A 26,622-nucleotide genomic window follows, 5' to 3' on the forward strand; every position below is an offset into this window, starting at 1 on the left:
CAATCGCTAAACTATCGAATTATCGGCCTTATAAACATCAAAATCAATCGTCTCTATTTTAACGGTTCTAAGCATACCGCCAATACCAACAAAGGCAATAACTTGAAAGTAGATACTGTTAATAATAATCTCCATATAACCTAGTTGATAAACATCAACTGCTGTATTTGCCATTAAAAATAAGCTTAAGAAAATACTCACTGAGCCCATTGATTGCAAAGCAAATTGAGTTTGACTACTTCTATCCTTCACCGCTTGGTGGGGATCTAAACGTTTGCCGGTAAGGTGCCAAACGGCTAAACCAATAAAGAGTGCATGTACCAAACTCAGTGTTACTATTTTAATTATGAAGTCGCTGGTAATCGCAAAATTATGAATATATAAATCAAATAAAATATACGAAAATAATAACACCACAGCTGAAATAATCAATAAAGGTGAAACATAATTGAACAAGTGACGTGGGGTCAAATCTGCGGTACGACTGGTACGCTTATTGGCTTTTCTCATCAGTTTAAATTGTTTACACCCAGAGACTTCTAACAACATATAGGGGATAAACTGCACCATACCAAACATTAAGGGCAATCCTTCTGCAAATTTCTGCTTATCACTATAATCTTTTGACATCAAAACATAGAACCCCAGTAATATCAGACCAATAACCAGTATTATTTGATTAAGTAATCGATAACTAACCTTAGCTACGTTCACCTGTTCAGTTGACTCAGGGTAAAGTTTTGGATAACTCTCCGGCGGAAATTTTTTTAAAACCCCATCAATTTTTTTAATTATTTGCTTAGGGTAATAGTATGAAATGAGTATAATTTGGCTTAAAAATAATGTGTAAAATAAAATGTTAATAGACATCTTCTGCTCCTTAATTGTTTTTACTGTTCATTGCACTACTAAAAGCAATACGTATTTCTGAGTCGGTTACCCCTGCCGTTTTACAGGCAGAAATAGCATTATCTAACTGTGCTAAAACATCAGCATTTAAATCCATCTTACTATTTACGATTGCATCAGGGTGAACAAAGGTACCTCGATAACCTTTGCTTTGAATGACTAAGTCTCGTTCTAATAATTTGTAAGCTTTAGCAACAGTTTTACTGTTGAGCTCTAAATCATTAGCCAATTGTCTAATCGAAGGAAGTGGGTCTCCCGGTCTAACCTTATCGCTAATAACCGCTGATTTTATTTGTTCAACGAGTTGTGTAAATAACGGCATCGGATCTTCTATATTAATGGTAATTTCCATATTTCTTTCTCTGCTCCAGTTGTTCCGTGTGTGGTGATGGTACAACTATAACCTGGATCAAGGCAAGTAAAAATAGTTTGTTTTTTGAACTATTGAGGTGTTAAGAAAAGTGTTTGTGATTTATTTTAATAAAATCAAGTTCTTGCGTGGATGTGTGGGTACAGAGGTCGTATACAATAAAGCCTGAATATTTCGGTGATATCAGTGATATCGAGATATTCAGGCTTAAGGTTATTTACAAAGGGGATTACTTAACTTCTTCTCCTGCGGCTTGTTTATCAGCATGATAGCTTGAACGCACTAAAGGCCCACAGGCTGCATGGTTAAAGCCCATCTTAATCGCTTCAGCTTGATACATATCGAAAACATCAGGGTGAACGTAGCGTTCTACCGGTAAATGATGTTTACTCGGTTGTAAATACTGACCAATGGTAAGCATAGTCACGCCATGGCTTCTGAGGTCGCGCATAACTTGTAAAATTTCTTCGTCTGTTTCACCTAGGCCAACCATTAAACCTGACTTTGTCGGTACTGCAGGATTGGCTTCACCAAATTTTTTCAGTAAATCTAACGACCATTGGTAGTTAGCGCCTGGACGTGCTTTGGTATAAAGACGCGGTGCGGTTTCTAAATTATGATTAAAGACATGTGGCGGATTAGCATTTAAAATTTCTAAGGCACGGTCCATGCGACCACGAAAATCAGGGACTAAAATCTCAACTTTAGTATTTGGTGCATGTATGGCTATTTCACTAATACAATCAGCAAACTGTTGAGCGCCACCATCACGTAAATCATCACGGTCAACCGAAGTGATCACCACGTATTTCAGTTTCATATCTTTAAGTGTTAGTGCTAACTTTTTAGCCTCATCAACTTTAGGGGCTAAAGGACGACCGTGGCCAACATCACAAAAAGGGCAACGGCGTGTACAGATATCACCTAAGATCATAAAAGTGGCGGTACCGTGGTTAAAACACTCGGATAAGTTTGGGCAAGAAGCCTCTTCACAGACTGAATGTAAGTCATGTTTACGTAGCGCTGCTTTTATACTGTCAATCCGTTCTGTCGTACGAGGTAGTTTAATACGTAACCATTTAGGCTTTCTAAGCATGGTTTCACGCTCTGAGGGCACAATTTGAATAGGGATATGCGCCATTTTTTCTGCATCACGCATTTTTGTGCCAGGGATAACTCGAGTTGTTTTAGTGGTCATTCATTTCGTCCCAACCAGTTTTATAACTGATATTATTGGTATTTAATAATTTAGCGAGGTGTTTTACTAAGGATTCACCTGCTTGAGCAGTATCTGTTAATTGACTGATATCGGCTGTTTGCACCATTTCTAGTCCTTGATAACCACAAGGATTTATCCGAAGAAAGGGCGATAAGTCCATATTTACATTCAGTGCCAAACCGTGAAAAGAGCAACCTTTACGCACTCGTAAACCTAACGATGCAATTTTCTTTTCGCCAACATAAACCCCTGGTGCGTCAGGTCTAGCTTTGGCGATAATGTTAAAATCAGCTAATGCGGCAATTAAGCCATTTTCAAGTAGCGTTACTAAATCACGCACGCCCATTTTTCGGCGACGTAAATTGATCATAAAGTAGATAACTTGTTGACCAGGGCCGTGATAAGTCACTTGTCCGCCACGATCTACTTTTACTACTTCTATATCACCCGGCATTAGCAAGTGTTCTTCTTTACCTGCTTGCCCTTGTGTGAAAACGGCTGGATGCTCGACTAACCAAAGTTCATCTTGAGTGTCTTCGTTACGATCATCGGTAAATTTTTGCATCCCTTGCCAAACCTTGGTGTAGTCCATAGTGGCAAGTTGTCGAATGATTAACGAATTTTTCAAGTTTATACTTCACTTAATTCTATTGATGCCGATTATATCCAAATAATAATAGGAATACACCGGACAAATACTAAGGTTATTATCGTTACGCTAAAGCGTAATTTTTTTAAAGAACGTAGCGGACGATATCAATAGCCGTTAATTCTGTATAAATTGTTTCTATATGCTCTTTACTGGTAACTGTCACCGCAATTGAAAGCGAATGGTAAGTCCCTTTCGAACTGGCTTTAATTTTAGGAGAGTAATCACCGGGTGCATGCTTTTGTAGTTCATTAATCACTAAATCAGGTAATTCGTCGCAAGCAACGCCCATAACTTTAAAGTTAAGTACGGTCGGAAATTCTAATAATTCATCAAACTTGGTTTTCATTTTCTCTCTCTAAATAGTACTTGGTCAATAGTCAATCTGGGGGTATTTTATCATTAATCAAATAAAATGTGATCATTGTATTTACCGCTTTTATTATTAATCACAATTTTGTCTTAATAATAAAAAACTCGGCATGAGCCGAGTTTAAAATTACAAGGTTTTTTATTTGCTAACTAGTTCACAAATTGTAGTTTCACATAGTCGACTAACTTGCTAAACATGCCGCCTTCATTAACTTCTTGCAAAGTTACTAACGGGTATTCTGCGATGTCTTCTCCGTCTAAGCGTAAAAATAGTTTACCAACAACGGTTCCCTTAGCTAACGGCGCTTTTAATTGTTGGTCAAGTTCAATACTGGCGGCTAAATTTTTACGTTGACCACGCGGGACTGTAATAGGTGTATCGAGTAAAATACCCAAGTCGACTTCTTTTACATCGCCCATCCAAACTCGATTGGTAGCAAACTTATCACCCGCTTTATAAGGGGTATAGGTTTCGAAGAAACGAAAGCCATAATTAAGTAACTTTTTACTCTCAACTTTTCTTGCTCGTTCGCTTTCCGTACCCATAACAACACTGACTAAGCGCATTCCACCTTTAGTAGCGGATGAAACTAAACTGTAACCTGCCTGAGCGGTATGACCGGTTTTTAAACCGTCAACATTCATACTTTTATCCCATAATAAATTATTACGGTTGTATTGTTTAATATTGTTATAACTAAAGACTTTTTGGCTGTAAATTTTATATTCTTCAGGTACATCTCGAATAAGTGCCATTGCTAGTGTTGCCATATCACGAGGTGTTGTCTTGTGTTCTTGGCTGTCTAAACCGTGACTGTTTTCAAAGTAACTACTACTCATCCCTAGTTGTGCGGCATGACCATTCATTAACTGAGCAAATGCACCTTCGCTACCGGCAATATGTTCAGCCATAGCAACACAAGCATCATTACCTGAAGCGACAATAATCCCTTGATTTAATAACTCTACAGAAACTTCGGTACCAACTTCAATAAACATAAGCGATGAACCAGGGAAGTTCTTTGCCCAAGCTTTTTCACTGACTTTGACTAAGTCAGTGTTGTTGATATTACCACTTGCTAATTCTTTACCTATGATATAACTGGTCATCATCTTTGTTAAGCTGGCTGGCGCTAACAAAGCATCGGCATTACTCTCTGCAAGAACTTTACCGGTATTGAAGTCAATAAGGATATGACCTTTTGCTTTAACTTCTGGTGGTGATGGAATAATGGTTAACGCTTGGGAAAAAGATGAAAAAGTTAAAGAAATTGCGCCTAAAAGGCAGAGAAGTTTTGTTGAGGTTTTAGCCGTTTTTTTAGCTAATGGGTAAGTCATAATATTCCTACGAAACTGAATGATAAAAGAAGAATTTTTCAGCAGTATACCATCTTTGTTACTGATTGCTATGGTGCTATCGTGGCAAATTGTTACGAATGATTACTTCAGACTGAATGCTTTTGGATAACCTGATTTTTTTAAACTGGTCAATAGGGTGTTTAACGCCTCTTCATCGTTGATTGGGCCGATTTGTACACGAAAAAGGCCATCGTTCATTGGGATTATGGTATTTATTTGATATAAATTCTCTAGGGCTTGGGCTGTTTTATTGGCAAGGACTTCATTCTTAGTGGCGAAAACTTGAATATATTTACGTTGTTCGCTATCTGTAGGTAAGTTATTTTCAGTCAGTTTTTGTTTTATCTCAGTAACAGCAAAATCAGTAATGGCAGTGATCGTTACATTAGCCACGCCTGTTTTCATCATACCTAGTTTATAAGCCGCGCTGTACGATAAATCAATAATACGGTTTTGATGAAATGGTCCACGGTCATTTACTCTAACAATTACTGATTGACTATTGGCGTTGTTAGTTACTTTTAAGTAAGTGGGTAGGGGTAAATTTTTATGAGCCGCACTCATAGCGTACATATTATAAATTTCACCATTTGAGGTCAAATGACCATGGAATTTTTCGCCATACCAAGAAGCAATACCCGTTTGGCTAAAATTTTCAGCACTTTTTAATACTGAATAAGTTTTACCACGCACCTGATATTGGCTTTTATTACCCCCTCTACTATGGGGCTCTGCTCTTGGTGTAATATTAATAAGTTCACTTGCCGTAGGCGCTCGGCTGGGCATACTATCTTTGTGTTGTTGATAGCGTCCGGTATTGACACTGCAGGCAGAAATCGAGACTAAAAGCGTGATCATTAATAGTTGTATTTTCACTGGCAGATTCTTTTTATGTTGTTAATCAATTTAAGCAATAAAACGCTTATGGGTGCTAATCGCCATCAGCATGCCAAAACCTGCAAGTAATGTCACCATTGATGTTCCGCCGTAACTGACTAAGGGCAAAGGAACGCCAACAACAGGCAATAAGCCTGACACCATACCTATGTTCACAAAGACGTAAACGAAAAAGGTTAAAGTTATACTACCGGCTAATAGTTTTGTGAATGCATGGTCGGCATGGACAGCAATCCATAAGCCTCGCATCACTATCATTAAATAGACACTGAGCAGTACTGCGACACCTACAAAGCCAAATTCTTCACTAAACACCGCAAAAATAAAGTCGGTATGGCGTTCAGGTAAAAATTCCAGTTGTGACTGTGTACCTTGTAACCAACCTTTGCCATGCAAACCACCTGAACCAATGGCTATTTTTGATTGAATAATATGATATCCAGAGCCAAGTGGGTCTTGCTCTGGGTCAAGAAAAGTTAATACACGCTGCTTCTGATAGGGCTTCATCAAAAACATCCAAAGAACGGGGGCAAATGCCGATGCTAAGCCAATACAAGCGATAATTAGCTTCCAGCTTGCTCCGGCAAGAAAAATCACAAAAATACCTGAACTGGCGATTAACAGTGACGTACCTAAATCAGGTTGCTTAGCAATTAATAAGGTTGGTAATAACACTAAAATAAATGCAATGGTGATGGTAGATATTTTAGCGGGTAAGTCATATTGGCTAACGTACCAAGCGATCATAATGGGGACAATCAGTTTCATTATTTCAGAAGGCTGAAATTTCATAAAACCCAAGTCTAACCAACGCTGTGCGCCTTTACCTATATGACCGAATAATAGTACGGCGATTAAGAGCAGCAAACCTAAAATAAATACTGGCACCGCCCATTTTTGATAGGAAAGGGGCGGGATTTGAGCAACGGCGAACATCACCAATAATGCTATACCTAAGCGGGTTATTTGACGGTAAACAATGGCTGTTTCTTGGCCACCTGCACTATAAACAACAAATAGCCCTAAGGTCATTAATGCTAAAATACCCAACAAAAGAGGCAAGTCAATATGAATTCTTTGCCAGAAACTTCGCTGTTTTTGTTGGTCATGACCAATATTACGCACTAGTTACGTCCTGTGTTTTTGTCAACACCATAAACATTATTGTGTTGTGGATGCTTACTTTTATCGGTACTAATAATGACTCTATCACCAAAATATTGATCCATAACTTGGCGTGCTACCGGCGCAGCATTAAAACCACCACCACCTTCCAAAACATTTTCAACGACAACCGCAACCACTATTTCTGGATTCTCATAAGGAGCAAAAGCCACAAACATAGCATTGTTTCGCTGCTTTTCTTTAGTGGCTTCTGCATCATATTTCTCATCTTGTTTTTTTGCAATAAGTTGTGCTGTACCCGACTTTCCTGCGGCGTCATAGCGAGCACCTTTAAATGCAGGATATTTCTTTTGTGCCGTGTTATGCATAGCATCAAGCACTAAACTCCAGTGCTTACTGTCTTTTAAAACAATAGGGGGTTTATCATCATATTCTGCCATTTTAGTGACCATTTTATTGATAATATTAACATTACCCTCAGTCTCAGCGGTGGTGATTTCCTCATTGATTTTAACTTCTTCCGCGACTAACTCTGCAGTAGCACGTAAAAAATGTGGGATTTTTATGTCGCCTTTATTCGTTAAAATAGAAAAAGCTTGAGCTAGCTGTAACGGTGTTACTGTCCAGTAGCCTTGACCAATACCAACAGCGATTGTATCGCCGGTATACCAAGGTTTATTGTATCGACTACGCTTGGTTTCTCTACCAGGCAAAATAGCGCGTTTATCTTCCCAGATATCAACACCCGTAAGATCGCCAAAACCAAATTTTTCCATCATGTCGGTAATCGTATCAATATCTAATTGATACGCTAAATTATAAAAGAAAACATTACATGAGTGTTCAATGGCTTGATTAAGATCTACCCAGCCATGGCCGGGGGCCCACCAATCGCGGTATTTACGTTCAAGACCTTTTAGCTGAAACCAGCCAGGGTCGTAGAAGCGTGATTCATTGGTAATTACACCTGCTTCTAATCCTGTTAATCCGAGCAAAGGTTTGACTGTCGAGGCGGGTGGGTAACCTTGTACACTTCGATTAAGTAATGGTCTGTCGTTTTTAGGATTAAGTAATTTACGATAGTTTTTACTACTAATGCCATGAACAAATAAGTTTCCATCATAACTTGGGTTTGAATACATGGCCAATATTTCACCACTTCGTGGATCAATTGCTACTACAGCGCCACGCTTGCCTGCTAAGGCACGTTTAGCAATCATTTGTAATTCAATATCAATACTCAGGGTTAAGTTTTTTCCTGATATTGGGGGCGCATAATCAAGCGTTCTTATAATGCGACCTTGATTATTTATTTCAACTTCTTGATGACCAATAGTGCCATGAAGTATATTTTCATAATATTTTTCTAAACCAAGCTTACCTATATTACGCGTTGCTGCATAATCTTCATCTAAATCTTCTTCGGCCAAACGAATTGAATCTTTAAGGTTAATGCGGGCAACATAACCCAAGGAGTGGGTCGTTAAATCACCAAATGGGTAATATCTTTTAAGACGAGCATCAATAAAAAAACCAGGGAATTTGTGTTGATTGACAGAAAATAATGCAACTTGTTGTGCGCTTAACCGCGAGTGCAGTTCTACTGGTTTAAAGCGTCGTTTGCTTTTTAGTGCTTCAAAAAGTTTTTGCTGCTTTTCTTCACTGATATCAAGCAACTCACTGACTTCTACAATGTGTTTCTTCAAATCAACCGTTTGCTCAGCAATAACCTCAAGCGAATATACGGGTTTGTTATCAGCAAGTAGAATGCCATTACGATCGTAAATTAGTCCGCGATTAGGTGCAACGGGAAGGAGTTTGATTCGATTGGAATTAGAGCGAGTTTGATATTTTTCATAAGAATTAATTTCTAACTCGTAGATATTGCTAATTAAGGTTAACAATAAAGCGAGTATACCGATAAAGGCAATAAATGTTCTGCGCGCAAATAAATTAGCTTCTGCCGAATGGTTTCGAATAGCAACACGTTTGTTCGATGCCATTATTACTCTCGGTGATACGGGTGATTATTGTTAATGCTCCAAGCTCGATACAGACTTTCAGCAACAACAATACGCACCATTGGATGTGGCAAGGTTAATGGCGATAAAGACCATTTTTGTTCTGAAGCTTTAATACAAGCGGGGGCTAAACCTTCGGGGCCACCAATAAGTAAAGCAACATCGCGGCTGTCTAATTGCCAACGCTTAAGTTGTTGGGCAAGCTGTGGTGTTGTCCACGGTTTACCTTCCACTTCAAGCGTAACAATACGGTTACCTTTTGGAATTGCGTTTAGTAATAATTCGCCTTCTTTTTCTAGAATGCGAGCTATATCGGCGTTTTTACCACGCTTACCTGGCGGGATTTCTACTAAATGAAACGACATGTCGCGCGGAAATCGACGACAATATTCGTTAAAGCCTTGAGTAACCCATGCTGGCATTTTATTGCCAACAGCATATAAGGTAAGTCGCATAATAGTTTAGTTAACCTTCACTATTAGCTTAGTTCCACAATTCTTCTAACTGGTAACGGTCACGAATTTCGTCTGTCATTACGTGAACAATTAAATTGCCTAAATCAACTAACGCCCATTCGCCAACATCATTACCTTCAATACCTAACGGCTCAATACCTTTAGCGCGGCATTCGATGGCAACTGATTGTGCAATAGATTTAACATGGCGATTCGAGTTACCTGAACAGACAACCATATAATCAGCAAAGCCTGATTTTTTTCCGATGTCTAAAGTCGTGATGTCACGACCTTTCATTTCTTCGATTTTTTCAATAACAAATGCGTTTAACGCTTCAACTTGCAAGGGAATTACTCTTAGTGTAAATAATAATGCGCTATAATATCATCATTTTTTCTGCAGGTTAACTAGCAAATTATTTTTGATAGAGTTTTTTTTCAATAATGTAATGATGTACGCATTCTGTTAAGTGATTATTGTGTTTATTATTGCTTAAAAGTTGTTGGCGTATTTCACTTGAAGAAATATTAAGCGACTGGTTTTGATGGAAAATAATGCCGCCGGCATCTTGTTGCTTTATTTCTGCTAGGTCATCTATTTGATGGTTTTTTAATAGTTCTTGGGTGGCGGTATTAATTTGATTTAATTGATAGCCAGGTCGAATATTGACGACAATATGGCATAGTGACAAAATAGTTTGCCATTGATGCCATAGGGTAAAGTTAAGGAACGAGTCCATACCTATGATAAAGAAAATCCGACTGTTGGGTTGTTCTTGTTTTATTTCACGTAGACTTGTTACGGTATAAGAAGCGCTATGTCGTTTTAGTTCGCGATTATCAAGCTGAAATAATGGCTGCTGTTGGCAAACAAGGTTCACCATAGCTGTTCGGTGCTTAGCGCTGGCTGTTGTGGTGTTTTTATGAGGTGGCAAATGCGCAGGTAAAAAGAAGAGTTGTTCAACATTAAGCCATGCTGCTGTTTCTTTAGCTGTTTCAATATGGCCATTATGAATAGGGTCAAACGTTCCCCCCATTATGGCAATATTTTTCTTAATTTCGCTTACTCGTTTAGCCGAATTCATAATCTAAATTGAATTTTTTGGTGGTTTGTCCGTGATAGAGACTTATACAAACATCTGCCAATAATATAAAAGGGTTAAAGTCACTACTGGTTTTACTGATCAAATCAGTTTGTGCTAAACGCGCTTGAGCTTGGTAAATATTGTCACGACTAATATGGTTAAGGGCATACTGATACAGAGGTTTCTTTTTATCCCAAATCCGGTATTTTTTATAAATACTATCGATACTCTCACCTTGTTCAATTTGCTCTAGCATAGTTGATAATTGCGTTATCTCTTTGTGAATAAACCAAATAAGCTGACCGATTGCAGCCCCTTCGTGTTGCAGTTGATCTAACATGCCAATGCACTTTGGCAGGTCACCACTAAGTAAGGTATCAACCACCTGAAAAGGATTGAATTTTGCTTGTTTAATCAGTAATTTTTCTGCGTCTTCAGCAATAATTAGTTGTGTACCAAACAGCAATGAAAATTTTTGTAACTCTTGCTCTAAAGCCGGTAAGTTACCTTCAAAAAGCTCTATCATCAATGGGGTAACATCGTGATGAATATTTAATTTATGCTGTTTGATTTGTTGATTTAACCACTGTTGTAATTGACGACCTTCAATATCATAAAGGGGGACAAAACAACCTAACTGTTCTAATGATTTAAACCATTTTCGTTTTTGACCCGCACTGTCAATTTTAGGACCATGAAAGATTAGCTGTACATCAGGATGAAAGTTTTCACTGAGTTTAAGTAGTATTTTACTGCCGGCGTCAGCTATTTTTCCGGTGACTAGTTCTATTTCAATGATGCGTTGTGCTGAAAATAAGCTCATCGCTTGATACTCTTCAACCAAAAGGTTCCAGTCAAATTTATCGTCAGCACTAAAACGGATAACTTCACTAAATCCCTGTTGCTGACAGTGCTGTTTTATTGTGGTTAAGCTGTTGTTCTTTTGCCAAGGCTCATCACCAAAAACTAACCAAACAGGCTTAAAGCCCTGATTGAGGGTGTTAGATAGCTGGTTATGATAGATCCGCATTAGATTTTAATCGTAGAGAGGTCGCGTAAGATTTTATTAGCCGCTTCTTTGCGCATTTCGCTTAACATTAATTCCAGTTCCCGACTTTTAGCAAGCGCAATATTGGGATCATCTTGATAATCGCGATTAAGTTCAAAAACAAAAGAGCGAACATCCTTTTGTGAAAGTACTAGCTGATATCTAACGGTATAAATCAATTCGTATTCTGCCACTTGCCCATTTGGAAATACGGATAAGGTGCGACGGTTTAGGCTGTCTTTTGAAAGTTTAAGTTGCGGGACATTCTCTGTAGCCTGGCTCAGCAACTTTATTTTATTTATCGTTAAGTGCTGCTTAACTTGGCGAGTAAGCTCCCCAAATTTATCAGCGGAACTTAAGTGCAAAGTTTGCAGTTGCGGCGATAATAAATAATCACCGCGTAAAGCAAAGCCACAGCTTGATAAAAACAAGGTGAATAACACCAAAGTAGCCGCGGCTACCCGTGTTTGGTGTTTTGTCGTTTTTTTGTGCATATGGCTCATTTTTATTACCTTTGTAGGACTTTTTCGCGATTAGTTAGCAACAATGTTTAAAAGTTTACCCGGTATATAGATAACTTTACGAATTGTCTTATCATCAATAAAGCGGACCACTGTTTCATCACTCAAACCTAAGGCTTCAACTTCTTCTTTGTTGGCGTTGGCTGAAACGGTAATTTTTGCACGTACCTTACCGTTAACTTGCACGATAATTAACTTCTGGTCTTCAACCAAAGCACTCTCATCAACGATAGGCCAAGATGCTTCTTCAATCGAAGCATTATCGTTATTAGCGCCACCTAATGTTTTCCAAATTTCATGACACATATGTGGTGTAATTGGTGTCAACATTATAATGACCGCGCGAACGGCTTCTTGCATAACCGCTCTGTCTTCAACACTGACTAAACTTGCTTTCGATAAATGGTTCATTAATTCCATAATTGAAGCTATAGCTGTATTAAAGGTGTTTCTTCGGCCAATATCATCACTGACTTTTGCTATAGTTTTGTGTAACTCGCGGCGTAATGTTTTCTGCGCTGCATTCAAGGTTAATGTGCTCAATAAAGCCACTTCGCCATGTTCTTTTACTTGTTCGCTAAAATCAAAGGCGAGTTTCCAAACACGCTTTAAGAAACGGTGTGCACCTTCAACACCTGAATCAGACCATTCAAGGGTTTGCTCTGGTGGTGAAGTAAACATAATAAATAAACGTACAGTATCTGCGCCATATTTGCCGATAACTTCTTGTGGGTCGATGCCGTTATTTTTTGACTTTGACATTTTACTCATACCAGCAGAAATAACTGGTTTGCCATCAAGCTTGCTAACAGCCGAAGTAACTTGTCCTTTTTCATCACGCTCAACGTCTACATCTGTTGGTGAAATCCAATCTTGACCACCATTATCTGCCTCGCGGTAATATGTATCTGCTAGAACCATGCCCTGACATAATAACTTTTTAAACGGTTCATCACAGTTTACTAAACCTGCGTCACGCAATAACTTGTGGAAAAAGCGTGCGTAAAGTAAATGCAAAATAGCATGCTCAATCCCACCGATGTATTGATCAACCGGTAGCCAATAATTTGCTTTGGCGGGATCAATCATTTGTGTATCATCGTTCGGTGAACAGTAACGTGCGTAATACCAAGAGGATTCCATAAACGTATCAAAGGTATCAGTTTCACGGAATGCTTCTTCACCGTTATAAGTGGTTTTTGCCCACTCAGGATTGTCTTTAATCGGTGATGTAACGCCATTCATGATGACATCTTCAGGCAATTCAACGGGTAACTGGTCAAGAGGTACCGCGACAGATTCACCATTTGCTAGGTGCATCATAGGAATGGGAGTACCCCAATAACGCTGACGAGAAACACCCCAGTCACGCAATCGGTAGTTAACTTTTACAGAGCCTTTATTTTCACTGATTAATTTTTCTGATATCGCTTTAAAGGCCGCTTCAAAGTCTAAACCGTCGTATTCGCCTGAATTAATTAATAATCCCTTTTCAGTAATTGCTGCCTTACTGAAATCGTCGTCTTTGCTACCAGCAATAACTTGGGTAATCTCCAAGCCGTATTTAGTGGCAAATTCGAAGTCACGTTGGTCGTGGCCAGGAACAGACATTACCGCACCTGAACCGTAATCCATTAAGACAAAGTTTGCTGCCCAAACTGGAACGATGTTACCGGTTAGTGGGTGAATCGCTTTAAGACCGGTATCGGCACCTTTTTTCTCCATCGTTGCCATATCGGCTTCGGTAGATTTATTGGTTTTGCATTCAGTGATAAAGTCGTTCAATGCAGGGTTGTTTTTTGCTGCAGCTAAAGCCAGTGGATGCTGCGCAGCAAGTGCTACGTAAGTAACTCCCATGAGTGTATCTGGACGTGTGGTGTAGATGTCAAAGCTTTCATCTGAATCTGCAACTTGGAAGGTCATTTCAATACCTTCGCTGCGGCCAATCCAATTACGTTGCATAGTCTTAACTTGTTCAGGCCATTCAGTAAGTTGGTCTAAATCTGTAAGTAACTCTTCAGCGTAATCAGTAATTTTAATAAACCACTGTGGAATTTCTTTACGTTCAACCGGTGCGCCTGAACGCCAACCACGTCCGTCAATAACCTGCTCGTTTGCCAATACTGTTTGATCAACGGGATCCCAGTTGACCGTAGCATTTTTCTTATAAACTAAACCTTTTTCGTAAAGTTGCGTAAAGAACCATTGTTCCCATTTGTAATAGTCTTTTTTACAAGTCGCTAATTCACGGCTCCAGTCGTAAGCAAAACCCAGTGATTGTAATTGGTTACGCATGTAATCAATATTTTCATAGGTCCATTTAGCCGGCGCTGTTTTGTTTTTAATTGCCGCATTTTCTGCAGGCAAACCAAATGCGTCCCAACCCATAGGTTGCATAACATTTTTGCCTTGCAGGCGCTGATAGCGAGAGATAACATCGCCTAAACTATAATTACGCACATGCCCCATATGTAAACGTCCACTTGGATAAGGGAACATAGCAAGACAGTAATATTTTTCTTGGCCGGGCTTTTCTTCGGCTTTAAAGGTATTGTTATCAGTCCAAAATTTTTGAACTTGCGCTTCGATAGCTTGGGGATTGTAAATGGATTCCATTAAAGATTTCTCAAACACTTTAGAATGTGGTGTTCATTAGCCAATCAATAGTAAATTGACCGCGATCATGAACGCATAAAAATAATGGCGATAGAATACCTTATATACCTGTCTCACATCAAGATACTGTTTTGAGCATATTGAAGTAAAGTAAGGATATGTTATAGTTTTTAGGAGTTTATTTGATTTGTTTTTCTATAAAGCTATGACTAGCTATACTTAATCTATAAGTCGTCGAGGAATGTGTTATGAAATCAAAAAATAGTGTTTTTCAAGAGCTTTATCAAGCTTTAGTTACATGGGCTGAAGATGTTAACCAGCATGAGATAACTGATATCGTTAACAAAGTAGAGCAAAGTAAGCTTTACTTGCAAGCGGCAGAAAAATTACCCGAAGAGAAAGTTAAGCAGTTTGTTGATAATTTACGTTTTGATATCAACGAATTTATTATTCAAAATGAAGCACAAGCCAAACATTCCCTTTATTTAGGCTTAATCAATGAGTCTTTCTGGAAAAATATGCAAGCGATCACTGATAAGTCACAAGTGGAGTGGTCAGAGCTTGATGAAGATATTAAGCATCGTGGTCTATATAAAACGGGCGACTTTATTGGTTTTGGTTTGTTAGAGTGCCAGCATTGCCAAGAAAAAGTAACATACAGTCATGCGGCGGATGTTGTTGATTGTTTTACTTGCGGCGGTAGTTCTTTTATTAGGTTACCCTTTGCTCCTTAAAACGAAGCTGGGACGCCACTAAAATTTACTAATTATTTAAAATGAGGGTACACTGGCAGTATTAAATTTATTAATTATTATACGCTTGTTTTTTAAGCGTTATCAGTGAGATATTGCATGCCTTCATCCGTTAAGTTAACTTCTTCAATTACTCGGTTACCTGTTGAAAAATTAACTGCTCAATTATCTGCTGAGCAGTTTTCTAATGCTGAAGTCACTCCTGATGTAGAGCAAATTATTATCGGTCATGCTCGCGCTAAAGAGGCGCTTGAATTTGGTTTGTCAATGGAGGCACCCGGTTTTAATGTTTTTGCTATGGGAGAGCATGGTACGGGTAGACAAACCTTAATTAAACAAATGTTAGCGACAACCGCTGGCAATCAAGAAACACCTTATGAATGGTGTTATATCAATAATTTTGATGATGTTCATGCACCGCACAACCTCTATTTAAGTCCCGGAGATGGTAAACAATTATTGGCACGTATCAATACTTTTATTGATGAATTATTAGACTTATTTCCTGAGATTTTTGATAACCCAAGTTATCAACGACAAAAGTCGGCGGTTGATCGCGCATTTAATAAAAAATATGATCAAGCCATCGCTGAAGTCGAAGAAAGTGCTTTAAAAGATAATGTTTTATTGTTTGAAGAAAATGGAGAGATTGGTTTTTCTCCGCTGGTTGAGGGAAAACCTTTAAATGATAAAGAATTTGCCGGTTTAGATGAAGGCAAACGTGCTGACTTTTATCTGTTGTTAGATAAATTAGAAAATTTCCTCTCTGAAAAATTGATCGAATTACCACAATGGAAACGCATCTCATCTGATAAATTACGTAAATTAAAAAATGAGACAGCAGAACAAGCTATTAGGCCATTTCTAGAAGAATTAGAGCATGAGTTTGCCAGTAATATTGGCGTGTTAAAATACTTGTCAAAAGTAAAAACCCATGTAGTTGATACTGTTTTAGAAATTCTTGTTGATGAAAGTGTTGAGAACAGAAACGATAAAGATGCGCGTAAACTTATGGTTGAACAATTTTTACCTAATTTACTTGTTTCTCAAAAACCTGATGCTGGCGCTCCTGTTATTTATGAGCAAAACCCAACCTTTCAAAACTTATTTGGCCATGTTGATTTCGCGAGCTTTCAAGGAAGCACCTATACCAGTTATCGATTAATTAGACCTGGAGCGTTACATAAGGCTAATGGCGGTTATTTAATTTTAGAGGCAGACAAGCTACTCAATCAACCCCTTGTCTGGGCACGTTTAAAATTAGCGCTTAAATCACAAGAAATTACCATTGAAAATCCTTACTCTGAATATAGTCAACCGGGCTCATTTAGCTTACAACCTGAAAAAATTCCATTAAACGTTAAAGTTATATTGCTCGGTGACCCCGAAATTTATTACATGTTGCAAGACTATGATCAAGAGTTCACCGAATTATTTAGGGTCTTAGCAGACTTTGATCAGTATCTTGAAAGTAACGAAGAAAATCTTAATGATTACGCTCATTTGATTCGCCAGCGTGCACATAAATACAACTATCCACATGTCAGTAATGAAGCTGTATTAGAGCTAGTGCGCTATGCATTGAGACGTGCAGAGCATCAACATAAAATTTCGGCTAATATTGTTCAAGTAAACGACTTACTTGATGAAGCTTTTTATTTGTGGAAGAAAACAGACAACAAAGGTCATTTAACTGCCAGCCATGTTGCTTTAGCGCTTGCAGCTAAACAGCGAAGAACTGGCCGAATGAGTGAGGCATGGTTAGGTGAAATAAAAGAAAAACAAGTATTGATTGACACCCAAGGGCACCATATCGGTAAAGTAAATGGTTTAACTGTCTTAGAAATAGGGGACAGTGTTTTTGGAACGCCTGCGCGCATCACAGCAACCGTTTATGCGGGAAGTGAAGGCGTCACCGATATAGAAAGAGAAGTAGACTTAGGTAAGTCTATTCACTCCAAAGGTGTGCTGTTATTAACCGGGTATTTAGGACATAAATACGGGCAAGGTTTTCCAGTGTCAATTTCTGCCAACCTTGCAATAGAACAGTCTTACGGACATATTGATGGTGACAGTGCGTCTATGGCGGAACTTTGTGCGCTTATTTCTGCTATTTCTTTACTGCCAATTAAACAAGGCTTTGCCATTACTGGTTCGATTAATCAGCACGGAGGTGTGCAATCAATTGGTGGCGTTAATGAAAAAATTGAAGGTTTTTATCGTTTATGTAAAGACGAAGGCTTAACGGGAAAGCAAGGGGTTATTATTCCGCGCACCAATGTTAATAATCTGATGTTAGCGGACGATGTTATTGAAGCGGTTAAAAACAACCAATTTGCCATTCACGCTGTTGAAGACATTGATCAAGCATTAGAGTTGCTGATGAATGAACCCGCTGGAGAAATTAGTCGAACGGGGCGCTACCCAAGAAAATCTATTCATGGTTTAGTTTTAAATAAACTTTCACTTTTTTCTGATTTGTTAACGGGTGCTGACGAGTAATTAAAATATTATCTACGTTTAACTGATTTTAATATAGGTCAGGCATATATAAGCGTCTGGCCTTTTTTATATCAATGTCTACATAAAATGACCGATATAGCTCAGGCCACAGAGGATTACTTGTCAGTATTTGTAATTTAACCATAGCCGTTTCTTTTTCACGGTCAATCTCATTACCCCTGTTATTTATCTTTATTGGTATTAAATACATTTTTCTGATTGTTTTTTGAACAAAATGATTTATATACCTTGAATAATAAATAAATGTCAGTATAATGCGCGCCTCGATAACAGTGATTCTGACTTGAATATTTTCTTTCACACTGGTTATACGAAATGAGTGGGGTTTTCCGCCCAATAGACTTCTTAGCTAATATTCTTTATTAGCCCTATGTTCTTTAGTGAACGTGCCTTAAGTCTTCCTGGTGGTTTCCTCGTATATAACGCGGAATGTTTTGGTTACTTTTAACCTATTCCGCCACAAGAGAAGACAAAATTTATGACTACTTCTAACGATGCTCCTGTGAGCTTTGACTCTTTAGGTTTGCCTGAAACTTTATTATCTGCTGTAAAATCTATCGGTTTCGAAAACTCAACTGATATTCAAGCAAAAACTATTCCGCCATTATTAGCTGGTAAAGATGTTTTAGGTGAAGCACAAACAGGTACAGGTAAAACTGCTGCCTTTGGTTTACCTGCATTGGCTAAAATTGATGTTTCATTGAAAAAGCCACAGTTAATGGTGTTAGCACCAACACGTGAATTAGCGATGCAAGTTGCTGAAGCAATTGAAAGCTTCGGTAAAAATATGAAAGGTTTATTGGTTGCTACTTTATACGGTGGTCAATCATACCAGCCACAATTTCAACAATTAGAGCGTGGCGCTCAAGTTGTTGTTGGCACACCTGGTCGTTTAATGGATCACTTACGTCGTAAGAGTCTAAAACTAGGTAACTTATCTTTTTGTGTACTTGATGAAGCTGATGAAATGCTTAACATGGGTTTCCTTGAAGACATTCAGTGGATACTTGACCATTTACCAGAAACGACGCAAATGGCTTTGTTCTCTGCAACTATGCCACCAGCAATTCGTAAAATTGCTAACCGTTTCTTAAAAGATCCAGAACATATTAAAATTGCTGCTGTTAAACAGTCAAAAGCAAATATTTCTCAATTTGCTTGGAAAGTTAGTGGCATTCGTAAAATTACCGCTTTAGAGCGTATAGCTGAAATCGTTGATTACGATGCGATGATAGTTTTCGTACGTACTCGTAGCGACACGGTAGAAGTTGCAGAACAATTAGAGCGAGCTGGTTACCCAGCATTAGCTTTAAACGGCGACATGAACCAAGCACAGCGTGAACGTTGTATCGAACAAATGAAATCAGGTAAGTCATCTATATTAGTGGCAACTGATGTTGTTGCTCGTGGTTTAGATATTCCACGTATTTCATTAGTGGTTAACTATGATTTACCAGGCGACAATGAAGCTTATGTTCACCGTATCGGTCGTACAGGTCGTGCAGGTCGTGAAGGTATGTCAATTGCATTTGTTCGTCCTCGCGAAATGCACTCTCTACGTCATTACGAACGTTTAACTTCAGGTGTTATTAACACTTATGAATTACCAAATATTGAAGAAATTGGTAAAAAACGTATTGAACGTACACGTGTTGAAATGGCACAAATTGTTGCAGATAAAGATTTAGTAAACATGCGTGAAATTGTTGAAGCAATGGCCAATGAATCAGAGCTTTCTATGACTGATTTAGCTGCAGCTTTATTGTTCCAAAAACAATTAAACCAGCCATTACAACCAAAAGAAGATCCTAAGCCTCGTCGTGAAACGCGTGAGCGTAGTGACCGTGATTCTAGAAGTGAGCGTGGTGGTCGTAACGAAAGTCGTGGCGGCAGAAATGAACGTGGTGGTGAACGTGGCGCTGAGCGTGGTGGCGAACGTGCTCCTCGTAAAGTTAAAGTTAACCGTACCGACGTTGATTGGCAGACATACCGTTTAGAAGTAGGTAAAGAGCATGGTGCACGTCCTGGTGATATCGTTGGCGCAATCGCTAACGAAATTTCGTTAGATAGTAGCTACATTGGTGCAATTAACTTACATGATAAACATACTTATGTTCAGTTACCAAAAGGCATGCCAGAGAAATCATTTGAGCAATTAAAGCGTGTTAAAATTCGTCGTCAATCATTAGAAATTACGGTTTCAGATGTTAAAACGGTTGAATCAACACCAACAACTGATCGTCCTCGTAAACGTCAAGAGCGTTCTAATCGTCCTAGCTAGTCGATAAATAAATAATAAAAAGGTACGTATATCGTACCTTTTTTTATGCCTGTAATTTACCAAAAAGCATGAATACTTTAGCGTTAATTAGTCATGTAAACATAACTGAACAGCTGTTGGCTAAGCACTATATGGCTTGTCTCGACGTCGAATACATTCCGCACAGATAGCACGTACATTTTCTGTTACGCTGCGATGTTTTATTAGATTTGCTTTGCGCTATCTCTTCATTGAAAACCTAGTAATAATGCACCCATTGATTCTTTAAGAGAGATAAACATGACTGATGTAAAAAATCCACTTAACCTTCGTGGTATAGAATTCACTGAATATGCGACACCCGATTCAGATTTTATGGAAAACGCTTTTTATGGTTTTGGTTTTTCAAAAACGAAAAAGTTTAAAGGTCGTGATATCGATTACTTTAATCAAAATGATATTCATTTTTTATTAAACAATGAAAAAGCAGGCTTTTCAAAAGAATTTGCTAAAAGCCATGGTCCTGCTATTTGCTCTATGGGCTGGCGTGTAGACGATGCTGATTTTGCTTTTGAAGAAGCGATTAAGCGTGGTGCTAAATCTGCGGCTAACGAAGACAACAAATTACCCTATCCAGCTATTTTTGGTATTGGTGACAGTTTAATTTATTTTATTGAGAAATTTGCAGCATCAACGACTAATCCGGGTTCTATCTACGAAGATGACTTTGAAGCGATTGACGCTCCGGTTATTAACGAAGATAAAGGTTTTTTACGTGTTGATCATTTAACGAACAATGTTCATCAAGGTACGATGGAGCATTGGGCTAATTTCTATAAAGATATTTTTGGCTTTACCGATGTGCGCTACTTTGATATTAAAGGTGAGAAAACTGCACTAATTTCATACGCGTTAGCATCGCCTTGTGGCACTTTCTGCTTACCAATTAATGAAGGTAAGGGTAAGAAGAATAACCAAATCGATGAGTACTTAGATGAGTATAACGGTCCTGGTGTTCAGCATTTAGCCTTTATCAGTGATGACTTAGTTGGTTCTTTAGACAAGTTAGATAAAAATATTATTGATACCCTTGATATCGTCCCTGAGTATTATGATGACGTATTTAAACGCATTCCTTGGGTTAAAGAAGATCATAAACGCATTCAAGATCATCAAATTCTTGTCGATAGCCAAAAAGAAAACTCGTATTTATTACAAATTTTCACTAAAAATATTTTTGGTCCAATCTTTATCGAAATGATTCAGCGTGTTGACGACCAAGGTTTTGGAGAAGGCAATTTTACCGCTTTGTTTAAATCTATTGAGCTTAACCAAATGGAAAAAGGTACCGTTTAATTTTTATAAATTAGCGGTATAATGATTAAAGGTCTGCTTATGCAGGCCTTTTTTGTTGCTATTTTGCGTTTGTTTAAGTGGCTTAGTTACTTGATTTTTAACGAATAAACTTAGATGTAATACAAATTAATCAAGATTTGTTTTAAGGTTTTCTTAGCTAGGTTGTAAGGGAAGAGTATTGTTCAATAATACGGTTAATCGTTTGTTTCTCATTATCTTTTGCGGCCAGTAACATACGCTTATAATGGCCAATGGTTTTCGCTAAATATTGTTGATGTGATTTAATCGACAAATCCCACATTTTATCACCGGTAGGTGATATTTTATTTAAAGGATTATCAATTTCGGCAGATGCACCAAACTGTTTTTTGACATGGATAATTTCATAGCAACGTTTGTTTTCAGTAACGATACATTCATCCAGTAAAATAAAATTATGAGCTATTAGGGTTTGTCTTACAGGGTAGTTGTAATGCACGGGGCAAACGATAAACTCTATTTCGCTTGTTGGGGGAACGAGCGAGTTTTGCTGAAAATTAGTGATGATACTTTCAATAAAACTAATGAGTAGCTCTCCACCAACGCCAGCAATAATAACTAACTGTTTATCTTGTATTGCCAACGGTAGCTTTGCGACATCAATACAATGGACCTGCCAAGCTTGAATATAGTCGTCTGCACTAAAGTGCTTTTGTAATAATGATTCAAGATGCGTGGTTAATGAGGGAACAATATCGACAAAATGCACGGTGTCAGCTGTTTGGCGCTTTAATAATGTTAGTCCCAGTAAACCATGATCACAGCAACAATCCCAAATGCTTTGATAGTGAGTACTGACCATATTATCTATTTTTTGCAATCGTTGACTAATGTTTCTCATCTGCGTGCTTAAACCAAATTAAACCAAATTAAACCAATTTTTTTGCTGGCTTTCATCGAGAAAACTCCAAGCAATAAAACGACTGATTTTTTGTCCTTGCGCCATATCTACAACTTTTATTTGTTTGGCTTTCGACTTATTAAGCGTCTGCTTTAGTTGGCTAATGTGGTCTTTTTTTGACACTAAGCAGGTAAACCATAGCACTTGTTTTTGGATAGATTTACTTTCTTTTATCATCTGATTAATAAAGGCAAGCTCGCCACCTTCGCACCATAATTCCGCATTTTGACCGCCAAAATTTAACGGTACACTGGGACTGGTTGTTAGCGAGGGGTTGAACGTTTTTTTATTTGCCGCTAAATTTTTGACTTTCCGAGCTGACCCTTTTGTTGCCTCAGCCAATGAACGATGAAAAGGAGGGTTACACATGGTTAATTCAAAGCGATCATCTTCTTCAATGATGCCATTAAATATTTGTGATGAATTCGGCTGTAAGCGACAAGTAATCGATTTTTTAAACGACTTGTCAGCAGCGATTATTTGCTTGGCAACTTTAATGGACGTCGGATCTATATCGGTGCAAGTAAACTGCCATTGATATTCACGTTGACCTAAAATAGCATAAATGCAACTTGCCCCAGCGCCTATATCAAGCACTGATACTTTGCTTTCCTTTAAGGTTGAAGTTGCAGGGAGTGATATTGCTAATAAATCAGCAAGATAATGAATATAGTCGACTCTGCCAGGGATAGGTGGACATAAATACCCCGTAGGTATATCCCATTGATTTACTTGATAGTGATATTTCAATAATGCCTGATTAAGTGCTTTTACCGCCTTTGCATTGGCAAAATCAATAGATAAGTTCTGATATTTATTGGTATGAACAAAGGGTTTTAATGTCGGTAACGACTGGCACAGTGCTAAAAAATCATAACCGTTGTTATGGCGGTTGCTTGGATGAAGGTTTTGTTTTAATGGCACGAATTTTCTCTACAAATAAATATCCCTAACATTTTAACATTTCCTTTATAGCCATGCCACATGATAATAAATGATAAGTTTGTCGTATATAAAGGTTATACGACAAACGTCAATAGCATCATCTTTACTTGAATGGTTTAAAGGTCATAACCTAGGTGCTGGTGTAAGCGGATGACTAATTCTTCTTTCGAATTAACATAGCCTAGTTTTACAGCAGTTGAACGCAGTGCTTGTTCAGCTAAATTAAGGAATTTACCATAGCCTTGACTCGTTTTATGATCTTCTGTTGCTATGATAACAAATTGTATGGAATCAACTAAGCAATCGCCAGCAAAATGTAAGGTGAAGTTATTATTAGGTTCAAATGGGTTGAAGCTTAATTTTTGTAACTCACCTGCAGCTTTATGCTTTTCTTCCAAACGACTTCTGACGATAGGTATTAAACCATTAGCTAAAATAGCACCTTCGAATAAATGTTGCTTATTAGCCGACTCAATAAAAGCATGGCTGATTAAATCATAGAGTGGTTGATAAGGTTGCTCTTTTGATTTATCAATATTAAGTAGTTCTTTGATGCGGCGGTTAATAGGTAAATCAGCCACTACATAAGTAAGTACATCTCTTTTGTCTGGCAAGCTAATATCATCAGCGGCATAGCGATTTTTTAAAGTACGTAATTTATGGGTTTGTGTACCCGTAACGCCTTTATCTTTAGAGAATAAATCATAAGTAAAATGTTGGTGATCACAGACTCTTACTGTTGATTTATTAATGTGGTTAACGTCAATAAACTCATTTAAAGCGAGCAGAACATTCTTATGAAACTCTGCTGAGGTTTGGCGAACATCGTCACCATTAGCTAAAAATACCAGTGTAATAACTCGCACGCGCTTTTTGCCATTAATGTAAGTGTTTTGGCTGTAATGGTTGCGCGGACTGTACAAAAAAAGAATTTCTTCATCAGTTTGTACGGTTAATTTTTCTGGGCTATAACGGATACGAGCAAATTTTCCGTTAGCAATAAATTGTCCACTTTCTATGTCTAATTTATTATTCACGTCAAAGAAACTGTCAGCTAAATGTTGATATAGACGCTGGTAGGGCTGCTCACTAGTTCGATCAATTAATTGATTATTCAGGCTGATTAACTCGTCAGTCAGTGGGAATTTAACTAACAAGTAGTGATTAGTACGCGCAGATGACGGAATGTATACTTTATGCTGATTATTACGAGAACGTGAGATAGGCATTTTATTTCCTTATTAAATAGAGTCATAAATCTTAAAGGCATTATAACAAGAAGCGTCTGTATTCACATGATCTAAAACAAAAATTTGGAGTATGATCACTTTATCCTCACGTTTAAAAATTTTCGAGGGTAAATAAATATCAGCAAGTTAGTGAACTAATAGCCATTTTATTATTAGAGAATACCCCGATGAAAATACTAAAAAGTAAATGTACTATTAAGCTGATTTTTTTTATTAAGTAGCGCATTTTGCAAATGAGCACCTAATGCGCAGGACTTAGTGGGTAAAACATACTGTGTGGCACATTTATATCCACTGAGAAAAATATATTTTGATAGTCGTAATAATCATGTTCAAAAGAGACAGTTAATTAACTAAGGCGTTTTTAAACAAAAGTATTAGATAAATAAAGTTATTTTTAATTGTACTGAAGATTATTATTTAATGTCATTGGTACCAACTGAATAAAATGTAAATACCCGCGTTATTAAACCGATTACATCACTGAAATTTATTAATGAGTTGAAAATTACTCACTTGCCCAGTATGCTACGCGACCCCTTTTAGACCCAGTGGTATAAATAAACAATGATAGGTTTTGATTACGGTACTTCAAATTGTGCTGTCGCAGTAATGGAAAGTGGCCAGCCGAAGATATTATCTTTAGGCGAACATGGTAAGTATATTCCTTCAACACTATACGCACCAAGTCGAGACATTATTTCTCATTGGTTATGTCAACAATTAAGTGAAGAGCAACAGCTCCTGTTCAAACAACAACGGGTTGGTCCGTTACAAAGGGGTCAGAATGTATTACGAGAGCTAAAGCTCGATGGCATCCCTAGTGAATTATCGTTTGGCCAAGCGGCGCTGAATCTATACTTAGAAGATCCTGAAGAAGGTTATTACATTAAGTCACCAAAATCCTTTTTAGGGGCGAGTGGTTTGGTTGATAGCCAAATTAACTTATTCGAAGATATTGTTGCTGCAATGATGAGCAACATAAAAACATTGGCTGAAGAAAACCAGCAAAAAGAAATAACGCAGACTGTTATTGGCAGACCGATTAATTTTCAAGGCTTAAAAGGTGAAGAAAGTAATCGTCAAGCGTTAACGATATTAACTAATGCAGCTAAACGCGTCGGTTATAAGAGTGTAGAATTTCAATATGAGCCAGTTGCCGCTGGTTTTGAATATGAAGCAAGTTTGCAAGAAGAAACGAAAGTTTTGGTTGTTGATATAGGTGGTGGTACTACTGATTGCTCAATGTTATTGATGGGACCACAATTTAAAAGCAGTACTTCAAGAGAGCAACATTTGCTTGCGCACACCGGTGTTCGTATTGGCGGTAATGATTTCGATATTCAATTAGCGCTCAAGGGAATAATGCCAAGCCTAGGGATGAATGATACGTTAAAAACGGGTAAACCTATGCCTGTTAATAGTTTTAATCAAGCTGTGGCCATTAATAATATTAACGAGCAAACTAATTTTTACAGTCAAGCCAATTATCGTTATTTGCAAACGCTGCAACGCGATGCTAAACAGCCTGAGGTATTCTCCCGTTTGTTAAAGGTTCACCAGCAAAAATTAAGTCACCTTATTGTTAATGGTGCAGAGCAAGCAAAAATAGGCTTAACCGAACAAGACTCTCAGCCAATATACCTAGATGAATTAGCTGATAATTTAAAAGTAGAAGTTAATCGTGCCTTGATGTTGAAAGCAAGCTCTTCACAATTGAAGCAAATTGCTCAATTGATGAATGAATGTGTGGTGCAAGCTAATTGCCAACCTGATGTGATTTTTGTTACTGGAGGCTCAGCAAAGTCACCGGTGTTAAACCAATTTTTACGTGAGCAAATGCCAAATACGCCGGTGATTGCTGGCGATCACTTTGGCAGTGTAACCGTTGGCTTAGCGCGCTGGGCTGAAAAAGTATTTCAATAGCATGACTATTTCACTGCAATTATC

General features: G+C 38.0%; 23 protein-coding genes. 5 read left to right on the forward strand and 18 right to left on the reverse strand.

What is annotated here, in order from left to right:
• Positions 1-6: 6 nt before the first annotated feature.
• The 15 genes from H4J69_RS06885 to leuS form a co-directional block, all read right to left on the reverse strand.
• Entirely contained in the window at positions 7-870 is an 864-nt protein-coding gene (locus tag H4J69_RS06885) for a hypothetical protein (protein WP_182244705.1), read from the reverse strand.
• Between the two features lie 10 nt (positions 871-880).
• Positions 881-1,261, reverse strand: a complete 381-nt coding sequence (locus H4J69_RS06890) for a GntR family transcriptional regulator (protein WP_070376099.1) — start codon at positions 1,259-1,261, stop codon at positions 881-883.
• A gap of 247 nt (positions 1,262-1,508) precedes the next feature.
• Complete coding sequence (lipA, locus tag H4J69_RS06895) at positions 1,509-2,477, reverse strand: lipoyl synthase (RefSeq protein WP_182215017.1); 969 nt, start codon at positions 2,475-2,477, stop codon at positions 1,509-1,511.
• The gene (gene lipB / locus H4J69_RS06900; RefSeq protein ID WP_220463210.1) at positions 2,467-3,090 is read right to left on the reverse strand and encodes a lipoyl(octanoyl) transferase LipB; all 624 of its coding nucleotides are present in this window, start codon (positions 3,088-3,090) and stop codon (positions 2,467-2,469) included. Before lipB ends, lipA begins: the two co-directional genes overlap by 11 nt.
• A gap of 142 nt (positions 3,091-3,232) precedes the next feature.
• A complete protein-coding gene (ybeD, locus tag H4J69_RS06905; protein WP_070376102.1) occupies positions 3,233-3,496 on the reverse strand; it encodes a DUF493 family protein YbeD in 264 nt (87 codons plus the stop codon).
• A gap of 173 nt (positions 3,497-3,669) precedes the next feature.
• A complete protein-coding gene (locus tag H4J69_RS06910; protein ID WP_182215016.1) occupies positions 3,670-4,857 on the reverse strand; it encodes a serine hydrolase in 1,188 nt (395 codons plus the stop codon).
• A gap of 102 nt (positions 4,858-4,959) precedes the next feature.
• Entirely contained in the window at positions 4,960-5,754 is a 795-nt protein-coding gene (locus H4J69_RS06915; protein WP_310733592.1) for a septal ring lytic transglycosylase RlpA family protein, read from the reverse strand.
• A gap of 30 nt (positions 5,755-5,784) precedes the next feature.
• The gene (gene rodA, locus H4J69_RS06920; protein ID WP_182244707.1) at positions 5,785-6,900 is read right to left on the reverse strand and encodes a rod shape-determining protein RodA; all 1,116 of its coding nucleotides are present in this window, start codon (positions 6,898-6,900) and stop codon (positions 5,785-5,787) included.
• Positions 6,900-8,903, reverse strand: a complete 2,004-nt coding sequence (gene mrdA / locus H4J69_RS06925; protein WP_182244709.1) for a penicillin-binding protein 2 — start codon at positions 8,901-8,903, stop codon at positions 6,900-6,902. The genes rodA and mrdA overlap by 1 nt, the downstream gene beginning before the upstream one ends.
• Positions 8,904-8,905: 2 nt before the next feature.
• Positions 8,906-9,376, reverse strand: coding sequence for a 23S rRNA (pseudouridine(1915)-N(3))-methyltransferase RlmH (rlmH, locus tag H4J69_RS06930; protein ID WP_070376105.1), 471 nt, complete (start codon positions 9,374-9,376; stop codon positions 8,906-8,908).
• A gap of 28 nt (positions 9,377-9,404) precedes the next feature.
• Positions 9,405-9,722: a ribosome silencing factor gene (gene rsfS / locus H4J69_RS06935; protein ID WP_070376106.1), complete on the reverse strand. Its 318-nt coding sequence runs from the start codon at positions 9,720-9,722 to the stop codon at positions 9,405-9,407.
• A 70-nt stretch (positions 9,723-9,792) separates the two neighbouring features.
• A complete protein-coding gene (nadD, locus tag H4J69_RS06940) occupies positions 9,793-10,461 on the reverse strand; it encodes a nicotinate-nucleotide adenylyltransferase (protein ID WP_182244711.1) in 669 nt (222 codons plus the stop codon).
• Positions 10,448-11,491, reverse strand: coding sequence for a DNA polymerase III subunit delta (gene holA / locus H4J69_RS06945; RefSeq protein ID WP_182222094.1), 1,044 nt, complete (start codon positions 11,489-11,491; stop codon positions 10,448-10,450). The genes nadD and holA overlap by 14 nt, the downstream gene beginning before the upstream one ends.
• Positions 11,491-12,012 carry an LPS assembly lipoprotein LptE gene (gene lptE, locus H4J69_RS06950; RefSeq protein ID WP_259364662.1) on the reverse strand — a complete coding sequence of 174 codons (522 nt, stop codon included), beginning with the start codon at positions 12,010-12,012 and terminating at the stop codon, positions 11,491-11,493. Before lptE ends, holA begins: the two co-directional genes overlap by 1 nt.
• A 30-nt stretch (positions 12,013-12,042) precedes the next feature.
• The gene (gene leuS, locus H4J69_RS06955) at positions 12,043-14,646 is read right to left on the reverse strand and encodes a leucine--tRNA ligase (protein WP_182222095.1); all 2,604 of its coding nucleotides are present in this window, start codon (positions 14,644-14,646) and stop codon (positions 12,043-12,045) included.
• Positions 14,647-14,894: 248 nt separating this feature from the next.
• Here leuS and H4J69_RS06960 point away from each other — a divergent pair, with 248 nt between their 5' ends.
• From H4J69_RS06960 to hppD, 4 genes are all read left to right on the forward strand, one after another.
• Complete coding sequence (locus H4J69_RS06960; protein WP_182244713.1) at positions 14,895-15,380, forward strand: zinc ribbon-containing protein; 486 nt, start codon at positions 14,895-14,897, stop codon at positions 15,378-15,380.
• Between the two features lie 117 nt (positions 15,381-15,497).
• The gene (locus H4J69_RS06965; protein WP_182215003.1) at positions 15,498-17,900 is read left to right on the forward strand and encodes an ATP-binding protein; all 2,403 of its coding nucleotides are present in this window, start codon (positions 15,498-15,500) and stop codon (positions 17,898-17,900) included.
• 499 nt (positions 17,901-18,399) lie between these two features.
• The gene (locus H4J69_RS06970) at positions 18,400-20,202 is read left to right on the forward strand and encodes a DEAD/DEAH box helicase (protein WP_070376112.1); all 1,803 of its coding nucleotides are present in this window, start codon (positions 18,400-18,402) and stop codon (positions 20,200-20,202) included.
• Positions 20,203-20,481: 279 nt separating this feature from the next.
• Positions 20,482-21,537 (forward strand): 4-hydroxyphenylpyruvate dioxygenase, encoded by a 1,056-nt coding sequence (gene hppD / locus H4J69_RS06975; RefSeq protein ID WP_070376113.1) that lies wholly within the window; start codon positions 20,482-20,484, stop codon positions 21,535-21,537.
• Positions 21,538-21,694: 157 nt separating this feature from the next.
• On the opposite strand, the gene H4J69_RS06980 is transcribed toward hppD, so the two are convergent.
• The 3 genes from H4J69_RS06980 to H4J69_RS06990 form a co-directional block, all read right to left on the reverse strand.
• Complete coding sequence (locus tag H4J69_RS06980) at positions 21,695-22,417, reverse strand: tRNA (adenine(22)-N(1))-methyltransferase TrmK (protein WP_182222096.1); 723 nt, start codon at positions 22,415-22,417, stop codon at positions 21,695-21,697.
• An 18-nt stretch (positions 22,418-22,435) separates the two neighbouring features.
• On the reverse strand, positions 22,436-23,401 hold the full coding sequence (rlmF, locus tag H4J69_RS06985; protein ID WP_182222097.1) for a 23S rRNA (adenine(1618)-N(6))-methyltransferase RlmF: 966 nt from the start codon (positions 23,399-23,401) through the stop codon (positions 22,436-22,438).
• A gap of 137 nt (positions 23,402-23,538) precedes the next feature.
• On the reverse strand, positions 23,539-24,651 hold the full coding sequence (locus H4J69_RS06990) for a DUF3083 family protein (protein ID WP_182222098.1): 1,113 nt from the start codon (positions 24,649-24,651) through the stop codon (positions 23,539-23,541).
• 588 nt (positions 24,652-25,239) lie between these two features.
• On the opposite strand from H4J69_RS06990, the gene yegD reads away from it, so the two are divergent.
• A complete protein-coding gene (gene yegD / locus H4J69_RS06995) occupies positions 25,240-26,598 on the forward strand; it encodes a molecular chaperone (protein WP_182214996.1) in 1,359 nt (452 codons plus the stop codon).
• The last annotated feature ends 24 nt before the right edge of the window (positions 26,599-26,622 follow it).

The organism is Colwellia sp. BRX10-9 (assembly GCF_014077405.1).
Taxonomy (GTDB): domain Bacteria; phylum Pseudomonadota; class Gammaproteobacteria; order Enterobacterales; family Alteromonadaceae; genus Colwellia_A.